General features: G+C 71.1%; 19 protein-coding genes and 1 riboswitch. Of the genes, 14 read left to right on the top strand and 5 right to left on the bottom strand.

The features are described from left to right. Position 1 precedes the first annotated feature (1 nt). Complete coding sequence (nadA, locus tag M1L56_RS06015; protein ID WP_248598546.1) at positions 2-1,408, bottom strand: quinolinate synthase NadA; 1,407 nt, start codon at positions 1,406-1,408, stop codon at positions 2-4. After that, entirely contained in the window at positions 1,405-2,175 is a 771-nt protein-coding gene (locus tag M1L56_RS06010; RefSeq protein ID WP_248598545.1) for an NUDIX domain-containing protein, read from the bottom strand. The genes nadA and M1L56_RS06010 overlap by 4 nt, the downstream gene beginning before the upstream one ends. A gap of 162 nt (positions 2,176-2,337) precedes the next feature. Then, positions 2,338-2,432: riboswitch (glycine riboswitch) on the top strand. Positions 2,433-2,581: 149 nt separating this feature from the next. Here M1L56_RS06010 and gcvT point away from each other — a divergent pair. The 3 genes from gcvT to gcvP all read left to right on the top strand — a co-directional run bounded on the left by gcvT (position 2,582) and on the right by gcvP (position 7,117). Continuing rightward, complete coding sequence (gene gcvT, locus M1L56_RS06005) at positions 2,582-3,763, top strand: glycine cleavage system aminomethyltransferase GcvT (protein WP_248598544.1); 1,182 nt, start codon at positions 2,582-2,584, stop codon at positions 3,761-3,763. Between the two features lie 63 nt (positions 3,764-3,826). Beyond that, entirely contained in the window at positions 3,827-4,198 is a 372-nt protein-coding gene (gene gcvH / locus M1L56_RS06000) for a glycine cleavage system protein GcvH (RefSeq protein WP_248598543.1), read from the top strand. A gap of 24 nt (positions 4,199-4,222) precedes the next feature. Next, positions 4,223-7,117: an aminomethyl-transferring glycine dehydrogenase gene (gene gcvP / locus M1L56_RS05995; protein WP_282573328.1), complete on the top strand. Its 2,895-nt coding sequence runs from the start codon at positions 4,223-4,225 to the stop codon at positions 7,115-7,117. A 3-nt stretch (positions 7,118-7,120) separates the two neighbouring features. Here gcvP and M1L56_RS05990 read toward each other — a convergent pair whose 3' ends face one another. Then, complete coding sequence (locus tag M1L56_RS05990) at positions 7,121-7,315, bottom strand: hypothetical protein (protein WP_248598542.1); 195 nt, start codon at positions 7,313-7,315, stop codon at positions 7,121-7,123. A gap of 136 nt (positions 7,316-7,451) precedes the next feature. On the opposite strand from M1L56_RS05990, the gene M1L56_RS05985 reads away from it, so the two are divergent. Next, a complete protein-coding gene (locus M1L56_RS05985) occupies positions 7,452-7,928 on the top strand; it encodes a hypothetical protein (RefSeq protein WP_157356824.1) in 477 nt (158 codons plus the stop codon). Here M1L56_RS05985 and M1L56_RS05980 read toward each other — a convergent pair. Beyond that, on the bottom strand, positions 7,874-8,638 hold the full coding sequence (locus tag M1L56_RS05980; RefSeq protein ID WP_067949418.1) for a CPBP family intramembrane glutamic endopeptidase: 765 nt from the start codon (positions 8,636-8,638) through the stop codon (positions 7,874-7,876). The two genes, M1L56_RS05985 and M1L56_RS05980, sit on opposite strands and share 55 nt — an antisense overlap. 228 nt (positions 8,639-8,866) lie before the next feature. Here M1L56_RS05980 and M1L56_RS05975 point away from each other — a divergent pair, with 228 nt between their 5' ends. From M1L56_RS05975 to M1L56_RS05950, 6 genes are all read left to right on the top strand, one after another. Continuing rightward, on the top strand, positions 8,867-10,489 hold the full coding sequence (locus tag M1L56_RS05975) for an ABC transporter substrate-binding protein (protein ID WP_067949416.1): 1,623 nt from the start codon (positions 8,867-8,869) through the stop codon (positions 10,487-10,489). A gap of 184 nt (positions 10,490-10,673) precedes the next feature. Continuing rightward, positions 10,674-11,603, top strand: a complete 930-nt coding sequence (locus M1L56_RS05970) for an ABC transporter permease (protein WP_248598541.1) — start codon at positions 10,674-10,676, stop codon at positions 11,601-11,603. After that, the gene (locus M1L56_RS05965; RefSeq protein WP_248598540.1) at positions 11,593-12,543 is read left to right on the top strand and encodes an ABC transporter permease; all 951 of its coding nucleotides are present in this window, start codon (positions 11,593-11,595) and stop codon (positions 12,541-12,543) included. Before M1L56_RS05970 ends, M1L56_RS05965 begins: the two co-directional genes overlap by 11 nt. Next, entirely contained in the window at positions 12,540-14,309 is a 1,770-nt protein-coding gene (locus M1L56_RS05960) for an ABC transporter ATP-binding protein (RefSeq protein WP_248598539.1), read from the top strand. The genes M1L56_RS05965 and M1L56_RS05960 overlap by 4 nt, the downstream gene beginning before the upstream one ends. Positions 14,310-14,511: 202 nt before the next feature. Continuing rightward, a complete protein-coding gene (gene typA / locus M1L56_RS05955; RefSeq protein WP_248598538.1) occupies positions 14,512-16,416 on the top strand; it encodes a translational GTPase TypA in 1,905 nt (634 codons plus the stop codon). A gap of 274 nt (positions 16,417-16,690) precedes the next feature. Next, a complete protein-coding gene (locus M1L56_RS05950) occupies positions 16,691-17,380 on the top strand; it encodes a M23 family metallopeptidase (protein ID WP_248598537.1) in 690 nt (229 codons plus the stop codon). A 67-nt stretch (positions 17,381-17,447) separates the two neighbouring features. Here the strand turns inward: M1L56_RS05950 and M1L56_RS05945 are convergent, their stop codons facing one another. After that, complete coding sequence (locus M1L56_RS05945; protein ID WP_248598536.1) at positions 17,448-18,260, bottom strand: enoyl-CoA hydratase/isomerase family protein; 813 nt, start codon at positions 18,258-18,260, stop codon at positions 17,448-17,450. An 88-nt stretch (positions 18,261-18,348) separates the two neighbouring features. Here M1L56_RS05945 and M1L56_RS05940 point away from each other — a divergent pair, with 88 nt between their 5' ends. From M1L56_RS05940 to dapC, 4 genes are read left to right on the top strand one after another with little or no spacing between them, the layout of a single operon-like run. Further along, complete coding sequence (locus M1L56_RS05940; RefSeq protein ID WP_248598535.1) at positions 18,349-18,798, top strand: hypothetical protein; 450 nt, start codon at positions 18,349-18,351, stop codon at positions 18,796-18,798. Continuing rightward, the gene (locus M1L56_RS05935; RefSeq protein WP_248598534.1) at positions 18,795-19,241 is read left to right on the top strand and encodes a hypothetical protein; all 447 of its coding nucleotides are present in this window, start codon (positions 18,795-18,797) and stop codon (positions 19,239-19,241) included. The genes M1L56_RS05940 and M1L56_RS05935 overlap by 4 nt, the downstream gene beginning before the upstream one ends. A 39-nt stretch (positions 19,242-19,280) precedes the next feature. After that, a complete protein-coding gene (gene fdxA, locus M1L56_RS05930) occupies positions 19,281-19,601 on the top strand; it encodes a ferredoxin (protein ID WP_067949403.1) in 321 nt (106 codons plus the stop codon). A gap of 2 nt (positions 19,602-19,603) precedes the next feature. Beyond that, positions 19,604-20,719 (top strand): succinyldiaminopimelate transaminase, encoded by a 1,116-nt coding sequence (dapC, locus tag M1L56_RS05925; RefSeq protein WP_248598533.1) that lies wholly within the window; start codon positions 19,604-19,606, stop codon positions 20,717-20,719. Positions 20,720-20,739: the final 20 nt, after the last annotated feature.

The raw sequence follows: 20,739 nt of genomic DNA, 5'->3' as shown, positions 1-20,739 counted from the left end.
GTCAGGCTCCGACGGGCGCGGCCGCGGCATCCGTCGCCGCCGCGATGGTCGAGCCCGCGGGCACGGTGACGGATGCCGGCGGCTTCGCCGCGAGCATGCGCTCGAGGGCCACGCGGGCGGGCTCGGCGACGTCGTCGGCGACCTCGATGCGGTTGACGACGCGCCCGGCGACGAGCTCCTCGAGCACCCAGGCGAGGTAGCCGGGGTGGATGCGGTACATCGTCGAGCACGGGCACACCACCGGGTCGAGGCAGAAGATCGTGTGCTCCGGGTGCTCGGCGGCGAGGCGCTGCACGAGGTTGATCTCGGTGCCGATCGCGAAGGTCGAGCCGGCGGGCGTGGCCTGGATCGCCTTGACGATGAAGTCGGTGGAGCCCGCGGCATCCGCGGCGTCGACGACGGGCATCGGGCACTCGGGGTGCACGATGACCTGCACGCCGGGGTGGTCGCGCCGGGCCTGCTCGATCTGGTCGACGGTGAAGCGCTTGTGCACCGAGCAGAACCCGTGCCAGAGGATGACGCGGGCGTCCTGCAGTTCCTCCGCCGTGCTGCCGCCGAGCGGCTTGCGCGGGTTCCACATGGGCATGGCCTCGAGCGGTACGCCCATCGCCTTGGCCGTGTTGCGGCCGAGGTGCTGGTCGGGGAAGAACAGCACCCGCCGCCCGCGCTCGAACGCCCACTCGAGCACCGTGGTCGCGTTCGACGAGGTGCACACGATGCCGCCGTTGCGGCCGACGAAGCCCTTGAGCGCGGCCGAGGAGTTCATGTACGTGACGGGGATGACCGGCACCCGGCCGGTCTCGTCGACGGCGGTCAGGTCGCCGTAGATCTCCTCGAGCTGCTCCCAGCACTCCTCGACGCTCGACGTGTCGGCCATGTCGGCCATCGAGCAGCCGGCGGCGAGGTTCGGCAGGATCACGGCCTGCTCGGGCCGGGAGAGCATGTCGGCGGTCTCGGCCATGAAGTGCACGCCGCAGAAGACGATCGCCTCGGCGTCCGGCTTGGACTTCGCGGCGTTGGCGAGCTGGAAGGAGTCGCCCGTGAAGTCGGCGTGCTGCACGACCTCGTCGCGCTGGTAGAAGTGCCCGAGCACGACGACGCGGTCGCCGAGGGTCGCCTTCGCCGCGCGGATGCGCTCGTCGAGCTCGGCGTCGGACGCCTCGCGGTACTCGGCGGGCAGCGCGCCCTGGCGGGGTGCGCCGGCCGGGATCACGTCGCCCATGGACGAGCCCGGGCCGTACCCGGCCGGCCCGCGGTCGAACTCCCAGGGCCCCCGGGCGAGGTCGGGCGTGCAGGTCTCGCCGCGGGCCGCGCCGGTCGTGATCAGGCGGATGCTGCGGTCGACCGATGCCGCGTCGCGGATGCCCCGCTCGGCGTCGGCCGTCGTGACGGGAATGGTGGTGCTCATGGCGTGTCCTTGCTGTGCGTGCCGGGCCTGGGGGCGGGGGGTGCGGTGACGGATGCCGCGTGCTGCGGCGCCGCGGACGCCGGTGAGGGCGACGCCACGGGGGAGTGGGCGGGATCGAAGCGGTACAGGGCGGGCGGGCGGTGGCGCGTGCCGGCGAGGCGCTCGCCGGTGTCGACGAGGGTGCCGGAGGACTCCATGGTGCGGCGGAAGTTCGCGGGGTCGAGGCGCTTGCGGAGCACTGCCTCGTGCACGCCGCGCAGCTCGGCCATGGTGAAGGTCTCGCCGAGCAGCGCGTGCGCGATGCCCGAGTACTCGAGCTTGGTGCGGAGTCGGCGCAGCGCGTACTCGATGATCGCGGCGTGGTCGAAGGCGAGGTCGGGCAGGTCGTCCTCGTCGAACCAGCGCACGTTCTCGTCGGAGACCGCCCGCTCGACCTCGTCGGAGTGCACGAGCGCCCAGTACACGACCGAGACGACCCGCTCGCCGGGGGAGCGGTCGGGATCGCCGAACGTGTAGAGCTGCTCGAGGTAGCGCGGAGCGAGGCCCGTGGTCTCGTTGAGCGTGCGCGCGGCGGCCGCGTCGAGGGACTCGTGCACGGGCAGCCAGCCGCCGGGCAGTGCCCACCGGCCGAGGCCGGGCTCGCGCAGCCGGCGCACGAGCGGCACCCTGAGGCTCGGTCGCTCGACGCCGTCGCCGTCGGTCTCGGGCGAGAGCGCGAAGATGACCGTCGAGACGGCCAGGCGCGCCTGCGCGTCGTGCTGCGGCATCCGTCACCCCTTCGCCACGGTCTTAGTGTCAGGATGACGCTAAGTAGTGGCACCAGCTTACAGTCACCGTGACACGAACGCGAATCGGATGACGCCCGCGGACCGGGAGCACGCAACGTGCGGCGGGTTGTAGACTGCGACGACAACCGCACATCGGGCCATCGACGCATCGCGGGAGAGCCGGCAGCCAACATCGCCGGCACCGAAGGAGCAAGCCTCCCCGCCAATCTCTCAGGTCGCATCACCGCGATGACCAGGCCACTCTGAAAAGCGGATGCCGCCTCCGGGCTGCCTCCCGCCGAAGGTGAAAGCAAGCTCCCCGGGGCGCGCGAAGCTCTCAGGCCCATGACAGAGGGGGAGTTCTCGAGCGGCGCACCGCCGCGCCATCGCGCGATATGGAGAACTCGTGACCGACGCAACCGGCACCACCGACCCCGGCACCGCCACCGAACGACGCAGCCCCCTCGACGAGGTGCACCGCGCGGCCGGCGCGTCCTTCACCGACTTCGCCGGCTGGCAGATGCCCGTGCGCTACTCCAGCGACCTCGCCGAGCATCGCGCCGTCCGCGAGCACGCCGGGCTGTTCGACCTGTCCCACATGGGCGAGATCCTCGTGGTCGGCCCCGAGGCCTCCGACGCCCTCGACTACGCCCTCGCCGGCAAGCTGTCGGCCATCGCCGAGGGGCAGGCGAAGTACTCGCTGCTGCTCGCGCGCGACGGCGGCGTCGTCGACGACCTCGTCGTGTACCGCACCGGCGAGGACCGCTACATGGTCGTCGCGAACGCGTCCAACCGCGAGGTCGTGGCCGAGGAGCTCCGCAACCGCACGTCGCCGTTCGACTGCGAGGTGTTCGACGAGTCCGACGACGTCGCGCTCATCGCGCTGCAGGGTCCCGACGCGCTCGAGGTGCTGCAGGAGACCGAGGGCTTCGGCATCCAGGGTCCCGGCAACGACGACGAGGACTTCGACGCCGCGCTCGAGGGCCTGAAGTACTACCGGGCGCTCGCCGCGGAGTTCGACGGCGAGCCGGTGCTCGTCGCCCGCACCGGGTACACGGGCGAGGACGGCTTCGAGCTGTACCTCTCGCCCGACCGCGCCGCGCGCCTCTGGGAGGCGCTGCGCGAGACCGGCGGTCCGCGCGTGGTGCCGTGCGGTCTGGCGAGCCGCGACACCCTGCGACTCGAGGCCGGCATGCCCCTCTACGGGCACGAGCTCTCGCGCGACATCCTCCCGGTGCAGGCCGGCCTCGGCCGCGTCGTGGCGCTGTCGAAGGAGGGCGACTTCGTCGGCCGTGCCGCGATCGAGCAGGGTCCGGCCGACGGCGCGCCCGTGCTCGTGGGCCTCACCGCCGAGGGCCGCCGCGCCCCGCGCGCCGGCTACGAGGTGTACGACGGCGACGGCGACGACGCGCGCCGGGTCGGCGAGATCACCTCGGGCGCCCTGTCGCCCACGCTCGGCCACCCGGTGGCCATGGCGTTCGTCGCACCGGATGCCGCCGAGCCGGGCTCGCAGCTGTTCGTCGACGTGCGCGGCACGCGCATCGCGGCATCCGTCACCCCCCTTCCCTTCTACAAGCGCGGCGCCTGAGCCCCGCGCCACCGACCGCACCAGCACCGCAACCGGACCGCACGAGACCACGAGGAGCACCCCATGACCGACCGCACCGACCTGCAGTACACCGAAGAGCACGAGTGGGTGAAGGTCGACGGCGAGACCGTCACCATCGGCATCACCGACTACGCCGCCGAGAAGCTCGGCGACGTCGTCTACGTCGACCTGCCCGCCGCGGGCACCGCCATCACGTCGGGCACGGTCGTCGGCGAGATCGAGTCGACCAAGTCGGTCGGCGAGCTCTTCGCCCCCGTCGACGGCGAGGTCGTCGAGTCGAACCAGGCCGTGGTCGACTCGCCCGAGCTCGTCAACAGCGACCCGTTCGGCGAGGGATGGCTGCTCAAGGTGACCGCCGCGTCCCTGCCCCAGCTCCTCAGCCACGACGAGTACCGCGCCCTCACGGGCGAGTAGTCCGTACCCCGACCGAGGAAGACCATGACCGCCAGCACCTCACCGGCCTTCGATGTCGACGCCTTCGGGCGGCGCCACATCGGCACCACCCCGCGCGACCACGAGTGGATGCTCGCGGCGCTCGGCTACGACTCGCTCGACGCGCTCATGGACGCCGCCGTGCCGACCGCCATCCGCATGCAGGAGGTCGTCGACTCGGTGATCCCCGAGGCCGCGACCGAACGCGAGGCGCTGGCGGAGCTGCGCGAGCTCGCCGACCGCAACGCCGTGCGGACGTCGATGATCGGCCTCGGCTACTCGGGCACGATCACGCCCGCGGTCATCCAGCGGAACGTGCTCGAGAACCCGAGCTGGTACACGGCCTACACGCCGTACCAGCCGGAGATCTCGCAGGGGCGGCTCGAGGCCATCATCAACTTCCAGACGATGGTCGCGGACCTCACGGGCCTCGACACCGCGAACGGGTCGATGCTCGACGAGGGCACCGCGGTCGTCGAGGGGATGCTGCTCGCGCGTCGCGCGTCGAAGTCGCGCTCGAACCGGTTCGTCGTCGACGCCGACGCGCTGCCGCAGACGCTCGCGCTGCTGCGTTCGCGGGCCGGTGCCGTGGGCATCGAGCTCGTCGAGGCCGACCTCGACGAGACGACGGATGCCGCGGCGCTCGGCGAGCACTTCGGCCTGTTCGTGCAGTACCCGGGTGCCTCCGGGCGGGTCTGGAACCCGGCATCCGTCATCGCCGCCTCGAAGGAGCAGGGCGCGCTCGCCGTCGTCGCGGCCGACCTGCTCGCGATGGCGCTGCTCACGAGCCCCGGCGAGCTGGGGGCGGATGTCGCGGTCGGCACCTCGCAGCGCTTCGGCGTGCCGATGGGGTTCGGCGGCCCGCACGCCGGGTACATGGCCGTCCGCAAGGGACTCGAGCGGCAGCTGCCGGGTCGCCTCGTGGGCGTGTCGCAGGATGCCGCGGGCCACCCCGCGTACCGGCTCAGCCTGCAGGCGCGCGAGCAGCACATCCGCCGCGAGAAGGCGACGTCGAACATCTGCACGGCCCAGGTGCTGCTCGCGGTGATGGCGTCGATGTACGCCGTCTACCACGGGCCCCGCGGCATCCGCCACATCGCCGTGACCACCGCGGCGAAGGCGGGCTCGCTCGCCGACGCGCTGCGCGCCGCCGGGCTCGAGCCCGTGCACGCGTCGTTCTTCGACACGGTGCGCGTGCGCGTGCCCGGTCGCGCCGCCGAGATCGTCGCGGCCGCGCGCGAGGCCGGCGTGCACCTCTGGCAGGTCGACGACGACACCGTGCACGTGGCCGTCGACGAGACCACGACGGCCGCCGAGCTCGGTGCCGTCGCGCGGGCGTTCGGGGCGACGGATGCCGCGTTCGGCGACGCCGTGCGCGAGCTGCCGTCGAGCCTGCCCGAGGCGCTGCGCCGCACCTCGTCGTACCTCGAGCACCCGGTGTTCAACACGCACCAGTCCGAGACGCAGATGATGCGGTACCTCAAGACCCTTGCCGACCGCGACTACGCGCTCGACCGCGGCATGATCCCGCTCGGCTCGTGCACGATGAAGCTGAACGCGGCGACCGAGATGCAGGCCGTGACCTGGCCCGAGTTCGCGAACCTGCACCCGTTCGCGCCCGAGGCCGACGTCGACGGGTCGCTCGAGCTCATCTCGCAGCTCGAGGGCTGGCTCGCCGAGGTCACCGGCTACGACACCGTCTCGCTGCAGCCCAACGCGGGCAGCCAGGGCGAGCTCGCGGGCCTGCTCGCGATCCGCGGCTACCACCTCGCCAACGGCGACGCCGAGCGCGACGTCTGCCTCATCCCGTCGAGCGCGCACGGCACGAACGCGGCGTCGGCGGTGCTCGCGGGCATGCGCGTGGTCGTGGTCGCGTGCGACGAGCTCGGCAACGTCGACCTCGGCGACCTGCGGGCGAAGATCGCGGACCACGCCGACCGCATCGCCGCGCTCATGATCACCTACCCGTCGACGCACGGCGTCTACGAGCACGACGTGAAGGACATCACGAAGGCCGTGCACGACGCGGGCGGCCAGGTGTACATCGACGGGGCGAACCTCAACGCGCTGCTCGGCTTCGCCCGCTTCGGCGACGTCGGCGGCGACGTGTCGCACCTCAACCTGCACAAGACGTTCTGCATCCCGCACGGCGGCGGCGGGCCGGGCGTGGGCCCGGTCGCGGCGAAGGCGCACCTCGCGCCGCACCTGCCCGGCCACCCCCTGGCCCAGCGCAACGCGCATGCGGGCGGGGTGTCGCACGACGGCGGTCCCGTCTCGGCGGCGCCGTACGGGAGCCCGTCGATCCTCCCGATCTCGTGGGCGTACGTGCGCATGATGGGCGCCGAGGGGCTCAAGCAGGCCACCGCGACCGCGGTGCTCGCGGCGAACTACGTCGCCACGCGCCTTCGCGACCACTTCCCGGTGCTGTACACCGGCGAGAACGGCCTGGTCGCGCACGAGTGCATCCTCGACCTGCGGCCCCTCACCGCCGAGACCGGCGTGACGGTCGACGACGTCGCCAAGCGGCTCATCGACTACGGCTTCCACGCGCCGACGATGTCGTTCCCGGTCGCGGGCACGCTCATGGTCGAGCCGACCGAGTCGGAGGACCTCGCCGAGCTCGATCGGTTCATCGAGGCGATGATCCAGATCAAGGCCGAGGCGGACGCCGTCGGGCGCGGCGAGTGGCCCGCCGACGACAACCCGCTGCGGAACGCCCCGCACACTGCGGAATCGGTCATCGCGGGGGAGTGGACCCACCCGTACACGCGCGAGCAGGCGGTCTACCCCGTCCACTCGCTCGTGCGCAACAAGTACTGGGCGCCCGTGCGCCGCATCGACCAGGCGTACGGCGACCGCAACCTCGTGTGCGCCTGCCCGCCCATCGAGGCGTTCGCGTAGGCGTCACGCGCTCGCCGGGCGCGGCGCCACGTGGCGTCCGCGCTCGGTGGGCTCGCGGCGAGCGGATGCCGCGACCAGTGCGCTGCGGCGCGCGAGGACCCGCCGCTCCGCGGCGCGCACCTCCTCCTCGTCGTGGAAGCGTCGTCGGGTGCGTCGAGCGGCGACGCCGGCGGCTGCGAGCGCGTGTGCGAGGTCCATGGCCGATCCCTTCCGTCCGACCGCGCGCGGCGGTCCGAGGATCAGGGTGGTCGCCACCGCCTGCCGCCGGATCCGGACGGTCCCTCGACCGACCCCCGGGAGTACACTGAGGATCTCTCGCACAATGGGGGTGCGCATGGTCCCGATCGATCTCGTCGCCGCGGTCGCGACGGTCGCCTTCGCCGGCGTCATGGTGGGTTGCACGCTCGCCGGATCCGGGTCGCTCGGACTGCAGCAGCGTGCAGGGCTGGTCGAGCGCCGCAATCCCGCGCTCGCCGAGGCGCTGCGGCGCGCGGAGACGATGGGCGACTTCACCCGCGGGTTCGCGACCGGCCCGGAGGCGTTCTCGGCGGTCTGCACGCCGAGCCGGCGCAGCTGGATGGACGGGGCCCGCGTCCGTTCCGCGGACGCCGACCTGCGCGTCGAGCCGCCCGAGGAGGCGCTGCCGCCCATGCCGGCCACCGTCGTGGCCCTCGCGCGCGGCCGGCACGTCGCGGAGACGTCGCGGCCGCGGCATCCGTCGCCGGCGCCGGTCGCGCCTGCGGCACGACCGCCGGTTCAGTCGGCCGGCGGAGCGAACAGCTCGGGCCACCAGCCGAGCGCCAGCGGGTAGCCGACGAACGACACGATGTCCAGGATCCAGTGGGCCACCACGAGCGGCATCGTGCGGCCCCAACGGAGGTAGGCCCAGCCGAATACGACGCCCATGACGGCATTGCCGACGAACGCGCCGAAGCCCTGGTAGAGGTGGTACGTGCCGCGCAGGAGCGCGCTCGAGAGGATCGTCGCCCACGGCCCGACCCCCAGCTCGCGCAGGCGCGTGAAGAGGTAGCCGACCGCGATGACCTCCTCGACGAGCGCGGCCTTCAGCGCTGCGAGCACGAGGATCGGCACGGTCCACCAGTACGCGTCGAGCGACTGCGGCACGACCGCGACCGTGAACCCCAGGGCGCGACCCGCCGCGTACAGCGCGAGGCCGGGCACGCCGATGACCGCCGCGAGCAGCAGTCCGGATGCGGCGTCCCGCCCCGGTCGCGTGAAGTCCAGGCCGATCCGCCGGAACGGGTCGCGGCCCGGCTGCCACAGCAGGTAGAGGACGAGCGCCACCACGGCCACGCCGAAGACCACGTCGAGGAACTGGTACGTGAAGTCGAGCCACTCGCGCACCGCGCGCGACTGGTTGATCGCGGCCGACTGCTGGCCGAGCGGTCGCTCATCGGTCAGGCGCGCGACGATCGACACGATCGAGTAGACCGCCGAGGCGCCGAGCGAGAGGGCCAGGACGATCGCGACCTCGAGCCGCAGGCGCCGCGACGGGGACATGCGGCAATCCTCGCATGACGCCGCGGGACGCAAGAATCGTGCGTTCGGCCGCGCTCATCTGAGCAGGCCGGCCGTCCTAGATTGCGCCTCGGTAACGGTTCCGCCGTCGGGTTTGCCTGACTGAGGCGCGCTTATAGTCTCGACTCACCTACCAGCGCCCCCAGACCCGACCTTCGAGTCCTACCGACGCGAATCGTGCTGTCGTGCGCTCATCTCACAGGAGGAACATTGAAGATCAAGAGAATCGGCGTCGCAGCCATTGCTCTTGCGGCGGCCGGCGCGCTCGCGCTCTCCGGCTGCTCGACCAGCAGCGAGCCCGCGGCCCCCGAGGGTGACTCGACCGCGATCATCACCACCAACGGCTCCGAGCCGCAGAACCCGCTGATCCCGACCAACACGAACGAGACCGGCGGCGGCAAGATCCTCGACTCCATCTTCGCGGGTCTGATCTACTACGACGCCGAGGGCAAGCCGGTCAACGACATGGCCGAGTCCATCGAGACCGAGGACTCGCAGACCTACACGATCACGATCAAGGAGGGCCAGGAGTTCACCAACGGTGAGCCCGTCACGGCCGAGTCCTTCGTGAAGGCGTGGAACTACGGCGCCGCGCTCGACAACGCGCAGCTCTCGAGCTACTTCTTCGAGTCCATCGAGGGCTTCTCCTACGACGAGAACGTCGACGAGATGTCGGGCCTCGAGGTCATCGACGAGCGCACCTTCGAGGTCACCCTCAAGCAGCCCGAGTCGGACTTCCCGCTCCGACTCGGCTACTCGGCGTACTACCCGCTGCCCGAGGCGGCGTGGGAGGACCTCGAGGCCTTCGGTGAGAACCCGATCGGCAACGGCCCGTACAAGCTGGCCGAAGAGGGCGCCTGGAAGCACAACGAGCGCATCGACCTCGTGAAGAACGAGGACTACCAGGGTGGCCGCCAGGCGGCCAACGGTGGTCTCGAGATCATCTTCTACGCGACGCAGGACGCGGCCTACGCCGACCTGCAGGGTGGCAACCTCGACATCATCGACGCCATCCCGGACAGCGCGCTCGCGACCTACGAGGACGAGTTCGGCGACCGGTCGGTCAACCAGGCCGCGGCGATCTTCCAGTCGTTCGTCATCCCGGACCGCCTCCCGCACTTCGGCGGCGAAGAGGGCAAGCTCCGTCGCGCCGCGATCTCGCACGCGATCAACCGCGAGGAGATCACCGACGTGATCTTCTCGGGCACCCGCACCCCGGCGAAGGACTTCACCTCGCCCGTCATCGACGGCTACTCGGAGGACATCCCGGGTGCCGAGGTCCTCGAGTACGACCCCGAGCGCGCGGTCGAGCTCTGGGAAGAGGCCAACGCCCTCAGCCCGTGGGAGGGTTCGTTCCAGATCGGCTACAACGCCGACGGTGGCCACCAGGCCTGGGTCGACGCTGTCGCCAACCAGATCAAGAACGAGCTCGGCATCGACGCGACGGGTGCTCCGTACCCGACCTTCGCGGAGTTCCGCACCTCGATCACCGACCGTGCCATCCAGACCGCGTTCCGCACCGGTTGGCAGGCCGACTACCCGTCGCTGTCGAACTTCCTCGCGCCGCTCTACCAGACCGGTGCCGGCTCGAACGACGGTGACTACTCGAACCCCGAGTTCGACCAGCTGATGGCCGACGGCCTCGGTGCGACCGATGTCGAAGAGGGCATCGAGAAGTTCCAGCAGGCGCAGGAGATCCTCTTCGAGGACCTCCCCGCGATCCCGCTCTGGTACTCGACCGTCAACGGCGCGTGGGGTGAGCAGGTGGAGAACGTCGAGTTCGGCTGGAACTCGGTGCCCCTGTACTACCAGGTGACCAAGAGCGAGGAGTAATTCTCGATCATGGTGTGAGGGGGTTTAGACTCTCTGACGCCCGTGGGGCGGCGGTCATTCAGATCGCCGCCCCACTCCCACGTATCCGGGGTGCAGCCAGAGCGCGTAACATCGTGTGGTCGCACTCCACAACGGTGAGGTTTCTTCAACAATGTCAACACACGCAGAGCGCGGGGCCTGATCCATGGCCGGCTACATCCTGCGCCGACTGCTGCAGGCGATCCCTGTGCTGCTCGGCACCACGTTCTTGATCTACTTCATGGTCTTCGCCATGCCGGGCGACCCGATCGTCGCCCTGTTCGGTGAGAAGACCCCGCCGCCCCAGGTCCTCGAGGCGGTGCGCGAACGGTACAACCTCGACAAGCCGTTCATCGTCCAGTACCTGCTCTTCCTCGGCGGCATCTTCCAGGGCGACCTCGGCATCTCCTTCTCGGGCGAGCCCGTGAGCGACATCCTCGCTCGCACGTTCCCCGTGACGCTGCGCCTCGCGCTGCTCTCGACCCTGTTCCTCATGGTCGGCGGCATCCTCATCGGCCTCATCTCGGGCCTGCGCAAGGGCGGCATCTTCGATGCCAGCGCGCTCGTCGTCAGCCTCATCCTGATCTCGCTGCCGATCTTCGTCATCGGCTTCGTCGCGCAGTTCGTCTTCGCCATCCAGCTGGGCTGGTTCCGGACCACCGTCGGTCCCGGGGCACCCTGGGGCGACCTCGTGCTGCCGGCGATCGTGCTCGCGGCCGGCAGCTTCGCGCAGATCGTCCGACTGACAAGGTCGTCGGTCATCGAGACGGACGGCCAGGACTTCGTTCGCACCGCCGCGAGCAAGGGCCTGTCGCGTCGTCGCATCGTTCCGGTGCACGTCCTGCGCAACTCGCTCATCCCCGTCGTGACCTACCTCGCCGTCGACTTCGGCGTGCTCATGGTCGGCGCGACGGTCACGGAGGGCATCTTCAACGTGCCGGGCGTGGGCAACACGCTCTACCAGGCGATCATCCGCGGGGAGGGACCGACCGTCGTCTCCTTCGTGACCGTCATGGTGCTGATCTACCTCGTCGTCAACCTGCTGGTGGATCTGCTGTACGCCGTTCTCGACCCGAGGATCCGCTATGCCAAGTAACACCCGCCCCAGCCAGGCGCACTACGTCGCGCCGATCGAGGAGACGCCCCTCGTCGCCATCGACTCCGTCAAGGCCGAGGGCAAGCCCTCGAACCTCTGGACCGATGCGTGGCGCGACCTCCGCAAGCGCCCGATGTTCTGGATCTCCGCGGTCATGATCGTGATCCTCGTGATCGTCGCGCTGTTCCCGACGCTCTTCACGAGCGTGGACCCCCGGTACTGCCAGCTCTCGCTGAGCAACCAGGGTCCCGGTGGCGACAGCCTCCTCGGCTACAACCGCCAGGGCTGCGACATCTTCTCGCGGATCATCCACGGCACGTCGACGTCGCTCGCGGTGGGCCTCATCGTGTCGTTCCTGGTCGCCCTGCTCGGCGTGATCTTCGGCGCGTTCTCCGGCTTCTACGGCGGATGGCTCGACGCGGTGCTCTCGCGCATCGGCGACATCTTCTTCTCGATCCCCTACATCCTCGCGGCGGTCGTCGTGATGTCGGTGTTCTCGCAGTACGCCAACGTCTGGACCATCTCGCTGGCGATCGGCGCGTTCGCGTGGCCCGCCACGGCCCGTGTGCTCCGCGCGGAGATCCTCCGCGTGAAGAACGCGGACTTCGTGATGGCCGCGACGGCGCTCGGCGTCTCGCGGTTCCGCATCCTGCTCCGTCACGTCCTGCCCAACTCGATCGCGCCCGTGCTCGTCATCACGACGATCTCGCTCGCGTCGGCGATCGTGGCCGAGGCGACCCTGTCGTTCCTCGGCGTCGGGCTCCCGTCGACGACCATGTCGTGGGGCAACGACATCAGCCAGGCCCAGGTCGACCTGCGGACCAACCCGCAGACCCTGATCCTCCCCTCCATCGCGCTGTCGGTGACCGTGCTGAGCTTCATCATGCTCGGCGAGGTCATCCGCGACGCGCTCGACCCGAAGGCGAGGGCGCAGCGATGACCTCGACCGTGAACGGATCCGACGTGCAGCAGTCCACCACCGGCGCCGAGGAGCGCCCGATCCTCGAGGTCAAGGACCTCGAGGTCGCCTTCAACACGCAGGAGGGCAAGGTCACCGCCGTCGACGGCGTGAGCTTCACCCTCTACCGCGGCCAGAGCCTCGCGATCGTCGGCGAGTCCGGCTCGGGCAAGTCGACGACCGCGCACGCGATCATCAACCTGCTCCCCGGCACCGGCCACATCGCGGGCGGCCAGATCCTGCTCGACGGGCAGGACCTCGCGAAGACGTCGCAGCGCGACATGGAGTCGATCCGCGGTCGCAAGATCGGCTTCGTCCCGCAGGACCCGATGTCGAACCTCAACCCGGTGTGGTCCATCGGCTTCCAGGTCGAGGAGGCGATCCGCGCGAACGGCATCGCCACCGGCCGCAAGGAGGTCAAGGCCCGCGCGATCGAGGTGCTGAAGCAGGCCGGCCTGCAGGACGCCGACCGGCGCCTGAAGCAGTTCCCGCACCAGTTCTCGGGCGGTATGCGCCAGCGCGTGCTCATCGGCATGGGCCTCGCGGCCGACCCGCAGCTGCTGATCGCCGACGAGCCGACCTCGGCGCTCGACGTCACGGTGCAGCGCGTCATCCTCGATCACCTCGAGTCGCTGACGCGCGAGCTGGGCACGACGCTGCTGTTCATCACGCACGACCTCGGCCTCGCGGCCGAGCGCGCCGAGCAGCTCGTCGTCATGTACAAGGGCAAGGTCGTCGAGTCGGGCCCGTCGCTGCAGATCCTGCAGAACCCGCAGCACCCGTACACGCAGCGACTCGTCGCCGCGGCGCCGAGCCTCGCCTCGCGCCGCATCCAGGCGACGGGCAGCGTGAGCGCGGCCGAGGCCTCGATGTCCGAGGACGCCGCGGCCGCCGCAGGCGACACGATCGACCTCATCGCCACGGCCGAGGCCCGGCACGAGGCCGTCGAGGCCGCCGCGTCGAAGGCGCCGGCCATCGTGGTCGAGAACCTGACGAAGGTCTTCAAGATCCGTGGGTCGGGCGAGTTCACCGCGGTCGACGACGTCTCGTTCCAGATCCCCAAGGGCACCACCATGGCGCTCGTGGGCGAGTCCGGATCGGGCAAGTCGACGGTGGCGAAGATGCTCCTCAAGCTCGAGGACGCGACGAGCGGCAAGATCATCGTCGGCAGCAAGGACCTCGAGAGGGTCAGCCGGTCGGAGCTGTTCGAGCTCCGCAGCCGCATGCAGCCGGTGTTCCAGGACCCGTACGGTTCGCTCAACCCGCTCCGCAACATCGGCAACACGATCGCCGAGCCGCTCTACACGCACAAGGTCGGCGACACCGCGTCGCGCCGGGCCCGCGTGCTCGAGCTGCTCGACCAGGTGTCGCTGCCGCGCACGCTCGTCGGTCGCTACCCGAACGAGCTGTCGGGCGGCCAGCGCCAGCGCATCGCCATCGCGCGCGCGCTCGCGCTGAAGCCCGAGATCGTGGTGCTCGACGAGGCCGTCTCCGCGCTCGACGTGCTCGTGCAGGCCCAGATCCTGCGCCTGCTCGCCGACCTGCAGGCCGAGCTCGACCTCACGTACCTCTTCATCACGCACGACCTCGCCGTCGTGCGGGTCATCGCCGACCACGTCGCGGTGATGCAGAAGGGTCGCATCGTGGAGTCGGCGACGACCGACGAGGTCTTCGACAACCCCAAGGAGCAGTACACCAAGGACCTGCTCGCGGCCATCCCGGGCGCGAACCTCAAGCTCGGCGCCTGACGCCGAGGGTGTGAACTGCCGGACGCCCGGCATCCGCGAGACGGATGCCGGGCGTCCGCCGTTCCGGCGACAGGGTAGGCTGGTCTGGCGCGATCCGTGCCGTTCGGCCCACCGCGCTCCCACCGACCCCATCCAGCGCCTTCCGCGCTGCCGATCCGCGCCCCGGAGCCCACGGCGACCGGCGGCCACGCGAGGACCAACCATGGCCAAGGCCACCCGCAACGACCTGCGCAACGTCGCGATCGTCGCCCACGTCGACCACGGCAAGACGACCCTCGTCGACGCCATGCTCAAGCAGACCCACTCGTTCGCCGAGCACGCGCACGTCGACGAGCGGGCGATGGACTCCAACGAGCTCGAGCGCGAGAAGGGCATCACGATCCTCGCCAAGAACACGGCGGTGGAGTACAACGGACGCCACGCGGCATCCGGCCCGGTCACGATCAACGTGATCGACACCCCGGGGCACGCCGACTTCGGCGGCGAGGTCGAGCGAGGCCTGTCGATGGTCGACGGCGTCGTCCTCCTCGTCGACGCGAGCGAGGGGCCGCTGCCGCAGACGCGGTTCGTGCTGCGCAAGGCGCTCGAGGCGCGCCTGCCCGTCATCCTGCTCGTCAACAAGGCCGACCGGCCCGACGCGCGCATCGACGAGGTCGTCGCCGAGAGCCAGGACCTGCTCCTCGGCCTCGCCTCCGACCTCGCCGACGACGTGCCCGACCTCGACCTCGATGCCATCCTCGACGTGCCCGTCGTCTACGCGTCGGGCAAGGCGGGCCGGGCTTCGACCACCAAGCCCGCGGATGGCTCGCTGCCGGACAGCGACGACCTCGAGCCGCTCTTCGAGGCGATCCTGACCCACATCCCGGCGCCGACGTACGACGACGAGGCGCCGCTGCAGGCCTGGGTGACCAACCTCGACGCGTCGCCGTTCCTCGGCCGCCTCGCGCTGCTCCGCGTGTTCAACGGCACCATCCGCAAGGGGCAGACGGTCGCGTGGGTGCGCCACGACGGCTCGCACTCGAACGTGCGCATCACCGAACTGCTGAAGACGAAGGCGCTCGAGCGCCACCCGGCCGAGGAGGCCGGTCCCGGCGACATCATCGCGGTCGCCGGCATCGACGAGATCACGATCGGCGAGACGCTCGCCGACCCGGAGGACGTGCGGCCGCTGCCGGCCATCTCGGTCGACGACCCCGCCATCTCGATGACGATCGGCACCAACACCTCCCCGCTCGTGGGCAAGGTGAAGGGCCACAAGCTCACGGCGCGCATGGTCAAGGACCGCCTCGACCGCGAGCTCATCGGCAACGTCTCGCTCAAGGTCCTCGACATCGGCAAGCCCGACGCCTGGGAGGTGCAGGGCCGCGGCGAGCTGGCGCTCGCCATCCTCGTCGAGCAGATGCGCCGCGAGGGCTTCGAGCTCACCGTCGGCAAGCCGCAGGTCGTCACGAAGACCGTCGACGGCAAGGTCCACGAGCCGTACGAGCACCTGACGATCGATGCGCCGGAGGAGTACCTCGGCGCGATTACGCAGCTCCTCGCCGCGCGCAAGGGCCGCATGGACGGCATGTCGAACCACGGCACCGGCTGGGTGCGCATGGAGTTCATCGTCCCGAGCCGCGGGCTCATCGGCTTCCGCACCGAGTTCCTCACGATCACGCGCGGCACGGGCATCGCCAACGCGATCTCGCACGGGTACGACGAGTGGGCGGCCACGATCACGACGCGCAACAACGGCTCGATCGTCGCCGACCGGGCCGGCGTGGTGACGCCGTTCGCGATCATCGCGCTGCAGGAGCGCATGACCTTCTTCGTGAACCCCACCGAGGAGGTCTACGAGGGCATGGTCATCGGCGAGAACTCGCGCAACGACGACATGGACGTGAACATCACCAAGGAGAAGAAGCTCACGAACATGCGTTCGTCGACGGCCGACACGTTCGAGTCGATGACGCCGTCGCGCCAGCTCACGCTCGAGGAGTGCCTCGAGTTCGCACGCGAGGACGAGTGCGTCGAGGTCACGCCCGAGAAGGTGCGGATCCGCAAGGTGGAGCTCGACGCGACGGCACGTGCTCGTGCCGCCTCGCGCCTCAAGAAGCAGGGCTGAGCCGGCGGTCCGAGCGGATGCCGCGGGCCTCGGTTCGCGGCATCCGCTCGCCCGGTTGATGAAGTTCACAGAAACGGGGTCGTATGGTTGTCGGGTTCTTCGAAACCCGATACGCCAGTTACGCAATTGTTACGTACGAAACCCCCCTTGTGACTTTATGACCCATCGCCCCCATGGCCGCCGCGCGGCCGCACGCCCCCGCCCCAGCCTCCTCCCGCGACGCGACCGCGCCCCCCGAGCGCGTCGCAGCGGCACCGCCCCCGTCCGGTCCGCGATGTCGCTCGCCGCGATGTCCCTCGCCGGCGGCATGCTGCTCGCGACGAGCGTCCCCGCGCTCGCCGTTTCCGCCACCGACACCGAGGTTCGCGCCTCCGTCTACGCCCCCGCGAGCGGCACCGTCTCCGAGCGTTCCCAGACGCTCGAGGTGAGCGCCGAGGCCACCCTGCAGCCGATCGACATCGGCGAGTGGGATGTCGAGGCGGCGCCGCCGCCCATCGAGTCGAGCGTCGCCGGCGTCGGCGACGTGTCCCTGCTCGAGTCGCCGCGCATCGTCTGGCCCGTCGACCCCTCGCGCACCTCCGACGGCTTCGGTCCGCGCGTGGCCCCCTGCGGCGGCTGCTCGACCGAGCACGACGGCGTCGACTTCAACCCCGGTGCAGGCGCCCCCATCGTCTCCATCGCCGACGGCGTGGTCATCACCGCGACCGAGGCGGGCGGCGGCTACGGCGCGTACGTCGAGGTGCAGCACAACATCAACGGCGTGCTGATCACCTCGCTGTACGCCCACATGCAGTACGGCTCCATCCAGGTGTCCGCGGGCCAGCGCGTCAGCGCCGGCGACCCGCTCGGCGCGGTCGGTTCGACCGGTCAGTCGACCGGGCCGCACCTCCACCTCGAGATGTACGGCGCCGACGGCGTCCGGTTCGACGGCATGGCCTGGCTCCAGGCCAACGTCACCGGCTGACCCCCGGCACCTCGGCGCAGGCCGGGCGTCCCCGTCGACGGGGCGCCCGGCTTCGTCGTCTCCGGGGTCAGTGCCCCGCGAACCGGGGCGAGCGCTTCTCGAGGAACGCCGCCACGCCCTCGCGCATGTCGTCGGTCCGGAACGCGTCGGCGAAGCCCTCGACCTCGAGGTCGGTCGCGACCGCGGTCGGCGTGCCGGTCGCCGCGACGAGCACGCGCTTGGCCAACGCGACCGCCGTCCAGGCGTTCTCCGCCACCTCGGCGATGGTCGCGCGTGCGCCCTCGAGCAGTGCCTCGCGATCGGGGAACCGCCGGGAGACGAGTCCGGCGGCCTCGGCCTCCGCCGCGCCGATGCGCCGGCCGGTGTAGATGAGCTCCTTCGCGAGGGCGAGGCCGACCGCACGGGGGAGGCGCACCGTGCCGCCGAATCCCGGGATCAGGCCGAGGCGCACCTCGGGCTGGCCGAAGGCCGAGGCATCCGTCGCATAGATCAGGTCGCAGGCGAGCGCGAGCTCGAGGCCGCCGCCGAGCGCGAACCCGTCGACGCACGCGATCACGGGCGCCGGGAACGCCTCGATCGCCGCCGCCACGCGGTGGCCCAGGCGTGCGGCGTCGGCGCCCTCGTCGGGGGTGAGCCCGCCGAGCGAGCGGATGTCGGCACCCGCGACGAAGGCGCGGCCGCCCTCGCCGACGACGATCACGCCGCGCACGGCGTCGCCCTCGGCCGCGAGTCCGTCGAACGCCTCGGCGAGGTCGCGCAGCACCTCGGGGGAGAGGGCGTTCAGTGCCGACGGGCGATCGATGACGACGGTCGCCACCACGCCGTCGCGTTCGACGCGGACGGCGGGCGTCGCGGGGTCGCCTGCAGGATGCTCGGTCATTCGTGGTCCTTCCCGACGGGCGCCGGTGCCCGACGGCGACCACGCTACGCCATCCGCCGCTGCAGGCCCCGACGGTAGACTCGGCCGCATGCCTGCCTCCCCCCGACGCGTTCGCGCGATCCGGGCCGCGTTCGCGGCCGCCCTCTCCGTCGGCCTCCTCGCCGGGTGCACCGGCAACCCGGTCGACGAGTTCGTGAACCGCAACGTCGAGGAGGCGGTGGAGGGCGCCACCGGCGGAGACGTGAGCCTCGGCGGCGACCTGCCGGCCGACTTCCCGGCGTCCGTCCCCGTGATCGACGGCGAGATCGAGTTGAGCGGCGGCTCCGGCGGCGCCGCCGGGTGGGTCGTCGTGGTGACCTCGTCGGCGGCCGACCCCGTGGGGGAGGCGGCGGCGGCGCTCGAGCAGGCCGGATTCACCGAGCAGACCTCCGGATCGGCGCAGTCGGCGTCCGGCATCCTCTACTCGAACGGCGAACACGTCGTGGTGCTCGCCGGGGAGGGCACGACGGTGAGCTACGCCGTGAGCGTCGCGCCATGAGCCGCGGGAACGCGCCGGTCGAGCGCGATCGCGAACCGCGCACGTCGATGTCCGCCCGCGTGCGGACGATCGCCATCGCGGTGGTGGTGGGCGTCGTCTACGGCACGGTCGCGACGGTCGGCCACCGCCACGCGTGGCAGATCGGCGACGTCTCGATCCCGTGGGGGCTGGTCGCCGGGCTCGTCGGCGTGGCGGCACTGCTCATCGGCATCCGCATGGTGGCCGGCGGACGCGCGGCGGCGATCGGTGCGTCGGTGGGGGTCGTCGCCGCCGTCGCCCTCCTGTCCCTGCCGGGGCCGGGCGGCTCCGTCCTCGTCGCGAGCGGGATCGTCGGCACGATCTGGTCGGTCGCGCCCGCCCTCATCGCCGTCCTCGTCGTCGCGTGGCCGTCGCTTCCGTCACGCGGCGCCGCCGTAGCGCGCCCGCGCGCGACGCACGCGTAGACTGGCCTTCCAGCCTCATCGAAGGGACACCGACCCACCGTGACCTATGTCATCGCCCTGCCGTGCGTCGATGTGAAGGACCGCGCCTGCATTGACGAGTGCCCCGTCGACTGCATCTACGAGGGTGAACGCTCCCTCTACATCCACCCCGACGAATGCGTCGACTGCGGCGCCTGCGAGCCCGTGTGCCCCGTCGAGGCCATCTACTACGAGGACGACCTGCCCGACGAGTGGGCCGACTACTACAAGGCCAACGTCGAGTTCTTCGACGACATCGGCTCGCCCGGCGGTGCCGCCAAGGTCGGCGTGATCGCCAAGGACCACCCGCTCGTCGCCGCCCTGCCGCCCCAGGGCCACTGAGCATGGCGCTCGGCGCCCTGCCCGAGTACCCCTGGGACCTCATGGTCCCGTATCGCCAGCGCGCCGCCGCGCATCGTGACGGGCTCGTCGACCTGTCCATCGGCTCGCCGGTCGACCCCACGCCGCCCATCGTGCGAGAGGCCCTCGCGGCGGCGACCGACGCGCATGCGTACCCGACCACGGTGGGCACCGCGGCGCTGCGCCGCGCCATCGTCGGGTGGTACGAGCGCCGCCGCGGCGTGACCGGTCTCGCCGCCGACGACGTGCTGCCCACCATCGGGTCGAAGGAGCTGGTGGCCCTGCTGCCGTTCATGCTCGGCGTGGGGCAGGGCGACGTCGTCGTGCATCCTCGTGCGGCATACCCGACGTACGAGATGGGTGCCGTGTTCGCCGGGGCCCGATCGATGGCCTCCGACGACCCCGCCGAGTGGCCCGAGGAGACCCGGCTGGTGTGGCTCAACTCGCCGGGCAACCCGGACGGCCGGGTCCTCGACGTCGAGCAGCTCCGCGCGGCGGTCGGCCGCGCGCGCGAGCTCGGCGCGGTCATCGTGGGCGACGAGTGCTACGCCGAACTCGGGTGGGAGGGTCCGTGGCGCGAGGGTGCCGTGCCGAGCATCCTCGACCCGCGCGTGACCGGCGGCGACACCTCGAGGGTGCTCGCCATCTACTCGCTGTCGAAGCAGTCGAACATGGCCGGCTACCGCGCCGCGTTCGTGGCGGGATGCCACGACTCGATCGCCCGGCTCACGACGGCCCGCAAGCACGCCGGCCTCATGGTTCCGGCGCCCCTGCAGGCGGCGATGACGGTCGCCCTCGGCGACGAGGCGCACGTCGCCGAGCAGAAGGAGCGCTACCGCGGCCGCCGCGAGCAGCTGCGGGGCGCCCTCGAGGACGCGGGGTTCCGCATCGACCACAGCGAGGCGGGGCTCTACCTGTGGGCGACGGAGGGCCGCGACGCCTGGGACTCGATCGGTCGACTCGCCGACCTGGGGATCCTCGCCGGTCCGGGGCACTTCTACGGCACGCACTTCCCCGCGCACGTGCGGTTGTCGCTCACCGCGCCCGACGAACGGGTGGCCTCCGCGGCGGCGCGCCTTCGCGCCACCGCGGTCCGCTGACCCGGTCCGTGTGAGGTCGC

Source organism: Agromyces sp. C10 (genome assembly GCF_023217995.1).
Taxonomy (GTDB): domain Bacteria; phylum Actinomycetota; class Actinomycetes; order Actinomycetales; family Microbacteriaceae; genus Agromyces; species Agromyces indicus.
Note: the sequence above shows the minus strand (reverse complement) of the source record. Positions and strands in the feature narration are given on the sequence as shown.

Excerpts from the sequence above, each read along its gene's own strand:
- nadA (WP_248598546.1), bottom strand. The coding sequence starts at position 1,408 with ATGAGCACCACCATTCCCGTCACGACGGCCGACGCCGAGCGGGGCATC.
- M1L56_RS06010 (WP_248598545.1), bottom strand. The coding sequence starts at position 2,175 with ATGCCGCAGCACGACGCGCAGGCGCGCCTGGCCGTCTCGACGGTCATC.
- gcvH (WP_248598543.1), top strand. The coding sequence starts at position 3,827 with ATGACCGACCGCACCGACCTGCAGTACACCGAAGAGCACGAGTGGGTG.
- gcvP (WP_282573328.1), top strand. The coding sequence starts at position 4,223 with ATGACCGCCAGCACCTCACCGGCCTTCGATGTCGACGCCTTCGGGCGG.
- M1L56_RS05990 (WP_248598542.1), bottom strand. The coding sequence starts at position 7,315 with ATGGACCTCGCACACGCGCTCGCAGCCGCCGGCGTCGCCGCTCGACGC.
- M1L56_RS05985 (WP_157356824.1), top strand. The coding sequence starts at position 7,452 with ATGGTCCCGATCGATCTCGTCGCCGCGGTCGCGACGGTCGCCTTCGCC.
- M1L56_RS05980 (WP_067949418.1), bottom strand. The coding sequence starts at position 8,638 with ATGTCCCCGTCGCGGCGCCTGCGGCTCGAGGTCGCGATCGTCCTGGCC.
- M1L56_RS05970 (WP_248598541.1), top strand. The coding sequence starts at position 10,674 with ATGGCCGGCTACATCCTGCGCCGACTGCTGCAGGCGATCCCTGTGCTG.
- M1L56_RS05965 (WP_248598540.1), top strand. The coding sequence starts at position 11,593 with ATGCCAAGTAACACCCGCCCCAGCCAGGCGCACTACGTCGCGCCGATC.
- M1L56_RS05960 (WP_248598539.1), top strand. The coding sequence starts at position 12,540 with ATGACCTCGACCGTGAACGGATCCGACGTGCAGCAGTCCACCACCGGC.
- typA (WP_248598538.1), top strand. The coding sequence starts at position 14,512 with ATGGCCAAGGCCACCCGCAACGACCTGCGCAACGTCGCGATCGTCGCC.
- M1L56_RS05950 (WP_248598537.1), top strand. The coding sequence starts at position 16,691 with ATGTCGCTCGCCGCGATGTCCCTCGCCGGCGGCATGCTGCTCGCGACG.
- M1L56_RS05945 (WP_248598536.1), bottom strand. The coding sequence starts at position 18,260 with ATGACCGAGCATCCTGCAGGCGACCCCGCGACGCCCGCCGTCCGCGTC.
- M1L56_RS05940 (WP_248598535.1), top strand. The coding sequence starts at position 18,349 with ATGCCTGCCTCCCCCCGACGCGTTCGCGCGATCCGGGCCGCGTTCGCG.
- M1L56_RS05935 (WP_248598534.1), top strand. The coding sequence starts at position 18,795 with ATGAGCCGCGGGAACGCGCCGGTCGAGCGCGATCGCGAACCGCGCACG.
- dapC (WP_248598533.1), top strand. The coding sequence starts at position 19,604 with ATGGCGCTCGGCGCCCTGCCCGAGTACCCCTGGGACCTCATGGTCCCG.